The organism is Frankia sp. Cppng1_Ct_nod (assembly GCF_920656135.1).
GTDB classification, from domain to species: domain Bacteria; phylum Actinomycetota; class Actinomycetes; order Frankiales; family Frankiaceae; genus Protofrankia; species Protofrankia meridionalis.
The window spans coordinates 21611-30146 of sequence record NZ_CAKKTK010000060.1 but is presented as its reverse complement, the minus strand read 5'-3'; the positions used below and the strand labels follow the sequence as shown (position 1 = coordinate 30146).

General features: G+C 65.2%; 10 protein-coding genes and 3 pseudogenes. 10 read left to right on the top strand and 3 right to left on the bottom strand.

All coding sequences use genetic code 11. The features are described 5' to 3' along the window. Positions 1 to 58: 58 nt before the first annotated feature. From NBW77_RS22120 to NBW77_RS16265, 7 genes and pseudogenes are all read left to right on the top strand, one after another. Positions 59 to 856 (top strand): AMP-binding protein, encoded by a 798-nt coding sequence (locus NBW77_RS22120; RefSeq protein ID WP_131744878.1) that lies wholly within the window; start codon positions 59 to 61, stop codon positions 854 to 856. Next, positions 835 to 1095, top strand: a pseudogene (locus tag NBW77_RS22500) (AMP-binding protein); the annotation flags it as partial. The gene NBW77_RS22120 and the pseudogene NBW77_RS22500, both read left to right, overlap by 22 nt. Next, complete coding sequence (locus tag NBW77_RS22115) at positions 1096 to 1614, top strand: acyl-CoA synthetase family protein (RefSeq protein ID WP_349817028.1); 519 nt, start codon at positions 1096 to 1098, stop codon at positions 1612 to 1614. 83 nt (positions 1615 to 1697) lie between these two features. After that, positions 1698 to 2552 (top strand): TauD/TfdA family dioxygenase, encoded by an 855-nt coding sequence (locus NBW77_RS16280; protein WP_165485768.1) that lies wholly within the window; start codon positions 1698 to 1700, stop codon positions 2550 to 2552. Between the two features lie 5 nt (positions 2553 to 2557). Next, positions 2558 to 2887, top strand: coding sequence for a darcynin family protein (locus NBW77_RS16275; RefSeq protein WP_165485767.1), 330 nt, complete (start codon positions 2558 to 2560; stop codon positions 2885 to 2887). Then, positions 2874 to 3866 carry a hypothetical protein gene (locus NBW77_RS16270; protein ID WP_131744874.1) on the top strand — a complete coding sequence of 331 codons (993 nt, stop codon included), beginning with the start codon at positions 2874 to 2876 and terminating at the stop codon, positions 3864 to 3866. Before NBW77_RS16275 ends, NBW77_RS16270 begins: the two co-directional genes overlap by 14 nt. Next, positions 3863 to 5257 carry an MFS transporter gene (locus NBW77_RS16265; protein WP_131744873.1) on the top strand — a complete coding sequence of 465 codons (1395 nt, stop codon included), beginning with the start codon at positions 3863 to 3865 and terminating at the stop codon, positions 5255 to 5257. Before NBW77_RS16270 ends, NBW77_RS16265 begins: the two co-directional genes overlap by 4 nt. Here the strand turns inward: NBW77_RS16265 and NBW77_RS16260 are convergent. Then, positions 5211 to 5408, bottom strand: a complete 198-nt coding sequence (locus NBW77_RS16260; RefSeq protein WP_207386773.1) for a hypothetical protein — start codon at positions 5406 to 5408, stop codon at positions 5211 to 5213. The two genes, NBW77_RS16265 and NBW77_RS16260, sit on opposite strands and share 47 nt — an antisense overlap. Positions 5409 to 5630: 222 nt before the next feature. On the opposite strand from NBW77_RS16260, the pseudogene NBW77_RS16255 reads away from it, so the two are divergent. From NBW77_RS16255 to NBW77_RS22865, 3 genes and pseudogenes are all read left to right on the top strand, one after another. After that, positions 5631 to 5792: pseudogene (locus NBW77_RS16255) on the top strand (transposase); the annotation flags it as partial. An 8-nt stretch (positions 5793 to 5800) separates the two neighbouring features. Next, positions 5801 to 6196 (top strand): annotated as a pseudogene (locus tag NBW77_RS22870) (YdcF family protein); the annotation flags it as partial. Positions 6197 to 6335: 139 nt separating this feature from the next. Further along, positions 6336 to 6482, top strand: coding sequence for a hypothetical protein (locus NBW77_RS22865; protein WP_242605504.1), 147 nt, complete (start codon positions 6336 to 6338; stop codon positions 6480 to 6482). Between the two features lie 131 nt (positions 6483 to 6613). Here NBW77_RS22865 and NBW77_RS16240 read toward each other — a convergent pair whose 3' ends face one another. Together NBW77_RS16240 and NBW77_RS16235 are read right to left on the bottom strand one after the other, a co-directional pair. Further along, positions 6614 to 7468 carry an enoyl-CoA hydratase-related protein gene (locus NBW77_RS16240; protein WP_242605503.1) on the bottom strand — a complete coding sequence of 285 codons (855 nt, stop codon included), beginning with the start codon at positions 7466 to 7468 and terminating at the stop codon, positions 6614 to 6616. Positions 7469 to 7586: 118 nt separating this feature from the next. Then, complete coding sequence (locus NBW77_RS16235) at positions 7587 to 8513, bottom strand: SDR family oxidoreductase (RefSeq protein WP_131744871.1); 927 nt, start codon at positions 8511 to 8513, stop codon at positions 7587 to 7589. Between the last annotated feature and the right edge of the window lie 23 nt (positions 8514 to 8536).

The window sequence follows — 8536 nt, the reverse complement described above, 5'->3', positions numbered from 1 at the left end:
GCCTGGCCGTGTCCTGGGGTTGGGAGACTCCAACACTTGTCGAGGAGGCAGGGGCTCGATGAAAGCCGTTCAGGAGAATCTGCACGCACCCGGGCACCAGGACAAGGTTCTCATCGAACGGCTCGCAGCCGACGGATCGGTCGCCGAAACGCTGACGTACGCGCAGGTGCGCAAATGGAGCAGCCAGATCCGCCGCGTGCTCGCCGAGCACGGTTTGCCGGCCGGCACCCCGGTTGGCCTGGTTGCGGATAACGGGCCCGGATGGGTCGCGGCAGACCTTGCTCTGCTTCTCGGCGGTTTTGTGGAAGTACCGGTACCTCTCGCCTTCTCCGGCGAGCAGGCCACCTCGCTCCTGCGCGAGACGCAGGTCTGCCTGGCTGACCCCGGCGGCATCCGTAAACTGCGGGAGTGGGGGCTGGCAGATGCGGTTGCCGTGATACCGGTCTCCTCCCCACACGATTGGGACGCGGTCCGGCAGAGCAACCGACGAGACGGCCATGAACCCGATATCGACGCAACCGACGACCACATCATCAAAATCATTCATACGTCGGGCACAACGGGTATCCCCAAAGGGGTCAAGATCCGATCTGGTGCGCTGAACACCCTGGTGGAGTCGTTGCACGCGGTCTCTCCCGCAGGGGTCTACGACCGATACCTGTCGCTGGTACCGTTCAGCCTGCTCATCGAGCAGATCACTGCTGTGTATATGCCGATTACCAGCGGCGGTCGGATGATCTTGTTGCCGAAGTCCACGGCGCTGTTAGGAACCGCCCGATCCCGGGCAGGTGATGTCCTCACCTGGCTGCGGGGGCCGCCCGCCCTACTGCCACAGTGCTGCCCCCGGCCGCTGTAAGCGCCCTAGACAAGGCCGTGCGGAGTTCGACCGCCGAGGACCTCGTCGGAGTCGGTCGGCGGCCGTTTCTGATGGCGGGTGGAGCGCCGGTCGATGTGAATGCCTTGCTCCGGCTGGACCGCGCCGGCCTGCGGGTGCACGAGGGCTACGGCCTGTCGGAGAACAGCTCGGTGGTCTCCTGGAACACTCCGGACTACTGGCGTCCGGGCACCGTGGGTAGACCGCTGCCGCACTGTTCGGTGACGCTCTCCGACGATGGTGAACTGCTGGTGAAATCCAGCTCGCTGTTCGCCGGCTACACGGTGGAAGATCCGACCAGCCGCCCGGTGGACGAGGACGGCTGGCTGCATACAGGAGACCGCGCCGAGATCGACAGCGACGGGTACATCCGCATCCTCGGCCGACTGAAAAATATGATCATTACCGGTCATGGGCGGAATGTTTCACCGGAGTGGGTGGAAGGCCGCTTGCGCACCTGCTCCGCTGTCGTCGACGCTGTCGTCTTCGGTGAAGGCATGGAGTACCTCACGGCTGTGCTGGTCACGGCCGACGGCGACACCTCGACGATCAGTGCGGCGGAGCGACAGGCATACGACTATGCCGAACAGCAGCTTGCCGAGACCGACCGCCCTGAGCGCTTCATCGTGATCCCGGACGGTCAGGAATTTCGGGAACATTATTTCACCGTGACGGGACGGCCGAAGCGCGAGCTCATCTTCGACGAAATCGTCCGTCCCGTATACGCCCACGCTATTTGAAAACGTCGAGTACGCGAGGGAGTGACATGACACTTACCCAAACGAGCATGCGTCTGTCTCCCATCGGGAGTGGCGACGGACTGATGATCACACCGTCTTCGAGCAAAGCCGACTTCCGGGAACTTTTCAAGGCGGGCCTCGACGAGCGGCTGGTTCGTGCCGGGCACATCCTCGTCCGCGGTTTCCAGCCCTCCGTCGAGGGTTTCGCCGCTCTTGTCCAGTGCTACAGCTCGCGCACCACGTTGGATCCGGCCCGCGTCTTCCATAGCACCGCCGTGCAGAAGGTCGACTCCGGCCACGACCCGATTGGCCTGCACCTGGAGAACGGGGCGACGCCGTTCGCCCCCGACCTGCTCTGGTTCTACTGCGTCAAGGCGGCCAGGTCCGGCTCGCGGACCACGATCTGTGACGGTCGCCGGGTATGGGACGCGCTGTCGGAACGAGCCAGGACGCTCTTCACCGCCCAGCCAGTCCGCTACTCCCGCAAGGTCCCCGCCGAGCTGTGGCGGCGGCTGGCAGCCTTCATGATCGGGAACGGCCGCAGCGCGGAGGAAGTTTCCGTCACCGACCTGTACGCCCATGCCAACGACGGCGCGCACGTCACGTTTACTGAATTGTCGGATGGCAGCCTGCACTACGAGTACCAGGCCTACGCCGCTCACCCCACCAAGTGGTCGACCCGTACCGCTTGGGCCAACAGTATTCTCGGCCCGTCGTTCAACTACGAGGCTCCGGACATTCGGTTCTCCGATGGCTCGACATTACCCGCTGACATCGTGACCGAATACACCGCCCTCACCGAAGCCGTAACCGAAGAAGTGCAGTGGCAGGACGGCGACATCGTCCTGATCGACAATTCGCGGGTCATGCATGGCCGCCGGGTAGTCACCGACTTCGACCGCGCCATCCTGGTTTCTCAAAGCTACGCAAGGAGCTGATCATCGTGAAGTACGGGATTGTCATCCGCTACGAGTTCACCCCGTCCTGGCTACGACTAAACCGAGACGAACGCACCGCAAACGAGCAGATCTTCCAGAAGGAGATTGTAGGCCCGTTCGTTGAGAAGATGTCGGTCCGGCACTTCGATGCGGAGGCATTTGCTACCGGATTCTCGGACTTCCTACTGGTCGAGACGAATGACATGCAGACCTACTACTACTTCATCGAAAAGTTGCGGGACAGCGATTTTGTCGCCCGCGAGTGGGTGCGTATCCGAGATATCTCGATCGGCATCGAGGACGGCTACAAGGAGTACGAACGTGACCACTCCTAACCGCTTCTCCGACATCGCGTCCGCTATCCGGGCTGAGCTGGCCTCGGTGACCCGGCTGGCACATGTCCGCACGTTCCATCCCAACGCCTTCGACTGGTCGGAGGCGAGCACCCCGTCGGAGCTAGCCTTTCTCTCCGAGGTTGTCTACGGTGAGCTGGATCACGAGACGCAGGCCGTCGCCTACGTCACCAAGGAACTCGCCCAGCTCGCCGAGATAGAGCGGCACGTCAGCGCGGTCATTGCCCTGACGATAGGCGAGCTCCACGACCTTCCCGACCCCGTCAACGTCGGCCATGATCTCCACCACGCGCTCTCATGCTTCGCCGCCGAGGAGATCCAGCATGCCAACACCTTCTACCGATACGTGCGCATGCTGGCCGGCAGCGAAGCACGCGTCGATAAAGCCCTTTTCAACGAACGGTTCGACGTCTTCCGCACTGACGACCACCCCTATGTCAAACTTGTCGCGCTGTGCTGCTCGGCTTATGTAGGCGAATCCGTGATCACCATCTTCGAGCACCGCGCTGACGCTCTCGACCCCCACCGCGCCCGCTTTTTCACACGGCTGCTGCACACCCACGGCTTAGACGAAGCGCGACATATAAAGATTGACCATGTGGCGATGAAATCTCTGTATCCGGCGCTCACCATCCGGCAGCAGAGCCGGGTACGGCAGCTTGTTCGGCAGATCGAGGAGCTCAACCGCCGCCTCGCACAATCGTTCCAGCAGACGACGGAACTACTCCTCGGCGTTGACTTCGTCACCGACAACCCAGCAGCCGCTGTCCAGCTTCAACTGACGCGCACATTCGCAGAGAGGATCTTCACCGAAGACGGTGCTCTACACACCGCAGACGAGGTACTCGACGCAGAGCTGCGCGGACTGATCAGCGCATTTTCCGGTGTAGACAACGTGCATGGTCCGGATACCCCCACGCTCTCCGCAGCACTACCGGGCATGCTCATGGGTACGCAGTGACGTCCTCGGCTCCGGAGACCGTATTCGCCCCGCCTCTGCAGGCCACACAGCGACGGGACGCGATCCCGGCCCTCGTCGTGCCAGCAGCAGTGCTTGCACTGCTGCTGGCAGCGATGGACGCCACCATCATGGGCACAGTGCTACCCAACGTCGTCGCGGACGTCGGAGGCAGAAGCGGCGGCGGATACGCATGGTTGGTATCAGGGTTCATGCTGGCCCAGGTTGCCGGGACACCTCTCGCCGGATGGGCCGCGGATCGACTCGATGATCGTGTGGCCGCCGTGAGCGCAACACTGGTCTTTCTCACGGCATCCCTGCTCGCGGGCTTCGCCGGCTCCTTCAGGACACTTGTGATGGCACGCATGCTGCACGGTCTGGCCGCAGGCGCTCTCGTCGTCTCCAGCTATGTGATCATTGGACGCCTCTACGGCCCACAACGGCGGCCCGCCGCACAAAGCCTGCTCAGCACCGTGTGGGGGATAGCCGCAGTAGTCGGCCCGCCGGCCGGCGCATCGATCACTGCGGCATGGGGCTGGCGATGGGTGTTCTTCGTCAATGTCCCGCTGTGTCTGCTGGTCATCATCGGGATAGCAGTCGCCCTGCCCCCAAAGCCAGCAGCCGGGGATAGACAGCGGCCACTCCACCGATTCCCCACCGTCGAGTACCTCCTGATCACGGGTGGCACCGCGCTGATCCTCATCGGCATGCAGAGCAGCTCGCTGGGGCTGGGTACGGCCGCCGGATACGTGGGCATAGCGGCAGGTTTGGCGATGCTGCCCCTGCTCCGCAGGGTCGGTGGTGACCTGCTACCCCGGGACGTCTTCGCCCCAACCCCCTCTGGGGCCGCGGCGATCGCCACCATCGGGGCATGCGTTGTGATGTATGCAACGATGACAGTGCTCCCTGTCCAGCTTGCCGCACTCGGCGCATCAACCACAAAGATCGCCTTCATTGTCGGGCTCTCCGCGATCGGCTGGGTACTCGGCAGTGCAGTCGCTGGTGGAGTCCTGACCAGGTACGGCTACCGACTCCCACTGATCCTCGGAGCGACAGCACTCCTGCTGAGCGCGGTATGCAGCGCCACTGGGACGCTACCGTGGCTCGCGGGAGCAACAGCCGGCCTCGGTACCGGCATGGTCACCGCCGCTACCCTCGCACTGCTGCAGGATCAGGCTCCGCCAGAGCGGCTGGGCATCGCGACATCCTCCGCGACAATGCTGCGGAACATCGGCGCCGCAGCAGGCATCAACGGGATCGCAGCGCTGTCCGCAGCCCTGACCCCCTCATCGCACAGAAAAGATCCGGCGTTCTGGGCCCTCGCCGCCGTAGCTGTGATCGCTGTTCTCATCCCCGCAGTTTCCGCTCCCCGCCAACGGAAAACCAGACGCTGATCTTGTCGTACACGTCGATGCCACGGATATCGACCACGAGCCCGTCGGGCGTGTGCTCGATCTCGATGTCCGGCTCCCCGAACACGGTGAACAGGTTCGCCGCACCCGTCTTCTTCAACAGCTCGTCGCCCATGGCCAGGTCTGGGCTCATCCGGACCAGCAGGATCGGCAGCCACCCGATTTGGCCTTCCGCCCCCTGTGAGCTGCTCTTCTGCGGTTGATGTAGTTGTCTTCGGGAGTCGCCAGAGGAGGTTCTGTGAGTTGTTGAGGCTTTGATGGGAGGCTACGACTTGATGCCTGCCCCGAGCTGGTTGCGAGGTGGTGCCGGTTCTGTCGGGATGCGGTTCTGTCGGGATGCGTTCCGCTGGAAAGCATGGAGACCCGGAAGCCGTATCCCAGTGATCTGTCCGACGAGGTGTGGGAGCTGATCCGCCCGGTCCTGACCGCCGGGAAGGCCCGGCACCCCTCGGTCAGCGGGCACGAGGGCCACTACGACCTGCGGGAGATCGTCAACGCGGTCCTCTACCAGGCCCGGCCGGCGTCATGACCAGCGGCGAACGGCCTGCCGCCATCCCTGCCGCCATCCGCGACTCAGTGCAGGTCCTATGGGACTACCACGACCTGCGCCACGAGCTGCGGCCCACCGATGTGGGCATTGGACTAGGTAGCCACGATCTTGCCGTAGCCACCTGCGCAGCGATTCTTTACCGGCGAGGGCTGTACCCGCGCATCGTCTTCACCGGCGCGAACGCGCCCACCACTATTGCCGTGCTCCCTCGAGGTGAGGCGGTCCACTATCGCGAGCACGCACTGGCCCTCGGCGTCCCGGATGCCGCCATCCTGGTCGAGCCGCAGGCACGCAACACCGGTGAGAACATCACCTTGGCCCGCGATCTCCTACGCAACCAGGGCCATACAGTCCGATCAGCCATCCTGATCTCTCGGCCCTACCAGCAGCGGCAAACGTACGCCACCTGCCGCAAGCTCTGGCCGGAGGTCACCGTCCAATGCGCCTCTCTGCCACTCACACTGGACGACTACGTGGCGACCATCGGAGAACGTCAGCCGGGTCGTGTCGATGCTGGTGGGCGATACCCAGCGCATCTGGGTCTACGCCGACCGCGGCTTCGCCATCCCCCAGACGATCCCGCCCGAAGTACACGCGGCCTACCAGGCGCTGGTAGAGGCCGGGTATGCAAGTCGACTCGTTGCCGGACCTCCCTAAAGCTCTTCGTGCCGGACCACCTGCTATCCGCGCTCCCCCATCCACAGCGTTCCCATCATCAGTCCCGGAGCCCCGGAGCCCCGGACGGCGGCCGACCGGCGAGCCCGGGGAAGCCCTAACCTCGGTCGCGCTCAGCCGAGGACGTCGTCGGCTGCCAGGTGGCCACCGGGCACGGGAGCACCGGTCAGTGCACCGGCGTCGAAGTCGTCGGCCAGCGCGGCGAAGCGCGGCGGTCGACGCTCGATGAAGCTACGCATGCCCTCCACGAAGTCGGCCGCCCCGTTGGTCGCCACCATCACCTGGAAAGACCTGCGTAGCGCCTCGTCCAAGCCGACCTCGAGGTCGCCGTAGACCTGGTGGCGGATGGCCGCCAGCGCGGTCGGCGCACAGTTGCGGGCCAGGTCGCCCGCGTATGCCTGCGCCTGCGCGAGCACGTCGTCGCGTTCGACCACCCGGCTGACCAGCCCGAGCCGGTGGGCCTCGTCCGCGTCGAACGTCCGGGCCGACAGCAGGAGGTCGAGCGCGTTCTCCAGGCCGACGTAACGCGGCAGGACCCAGCTCAGGCCGTACTCGGCGGCCAGGCCGCGGCGGGCGAACGCCGTGGAGAACTTCGCGCCGCGGGCGGCGAAGCGGACGTCGCACATGAGCGCCTGCACCAGCCCGATACCGGCGCACGCCCCGTTGATCGCGGCGATCAGCGGCTTACGCAGGGTCCGCGGGCGGTACTGCGGCGGTCGTCCCGACAGGTCGAGCCCCTTGCCGGCCTTCTCGTTGAGGCGGCTCGCGTCCATCCCAGGGCAGAAGGTGGTCCCCGCGCCGGTGAGCACGACCACACGGACGTCCGGATCGCGGTCCAGCCGGTCGAGCTGCCCGAAGTAGGCCGCCTCCAGCTCGGGTGACCAGCCGTTGCGGCGGTCCGGCCGGTTGAACGTCACAGTCGCGACGCCGTCGCCGTCCGTCTCGCAGAGAATCAGGTCGTCCGACACGCGAACTCCTTCTCGGTTCAGACTCGGTCGGTTCAGACTCAGCCAGCGGGTGCCTGAGAGCGTCGATCCGGGCCTGCCATCCGTCCCGGTGGGGTGGGACGGATGGCAGGCCAGAAGTTCACTCCTTCGAGGCCACGCCCGGCAGGTTCGGCGGCAGCCCGCGGTCGTGGTTCGCGAACAGTCGCGGCCCTTCGGTCACCAGCTCCTCGGTCGTCCAGGCCCGTTCGCCGGCATCGATGGTCTCGGCGATCTCCCAGCCTCGAAACACCGACACCACCGAGCCGTAGACGTGGAAGACCTGGCCGGTGATGTCGGCCGCGGCCGGGCTCGCGAGCCACCCGACGAGCGGGCTGATGTTCTCCGGGGCCCGGTTGTCGAACTTGCCCTCCTCCACCTGGCCGTAACCGGCGAAGGTCTGGGTCGTCATCCGGGTACGCGCTCGGGGCGCGATCGCGTTGGACGTCACGCCGATCCGGGCCAGCTCGCGGGCGATGACGACGGTGAGCGCGGTGATCCCGGCCTTCGCGGCCGCATAGTTCGCCTGGCCGAAGTTGCCGACCAGGCCGGACTCGCTGACGGTGTTGATGATTCGTCCGTAGATGTCCTCACCGGCCTTCGACCGTGCCCGCCAGTAGCGAGCCGCGAAACGGGCCGGCGCGAAATGGCCCTTGAGATGCACCTCGATGACGGAGTCCCAGTCGTCCTCGTCGAGGTTGAAGAACATCTTGTCCCGGACGAACCCGGCGTTGTTGACGAGGATGTCGAGCCCGCCGAAGGTGTCAACGGCCTGCTGGACCAGCCCGTCGGCTCCCTTCCAATCGGCGACGCTGTCGAAGTTCGCGACCGCCTCGCCACCCAAGGCAACGATCTCGTCGACGACCTGCTGTGCGGGCCGTCCCTCGTCCTTGCCCGCACCGTCCCAGGCCACCCCGGGGTCGTTGACGACTATCCGGGCTCCCTGCTGCGCGAGCAACAGCGCGTGTGCCCGACCGAGGCCACGACCCGCCCCGGTCACGATGGCCACCTTGCCGTCCAGAATGCTCATTTCTCTCCCTGATCGGCGGGATT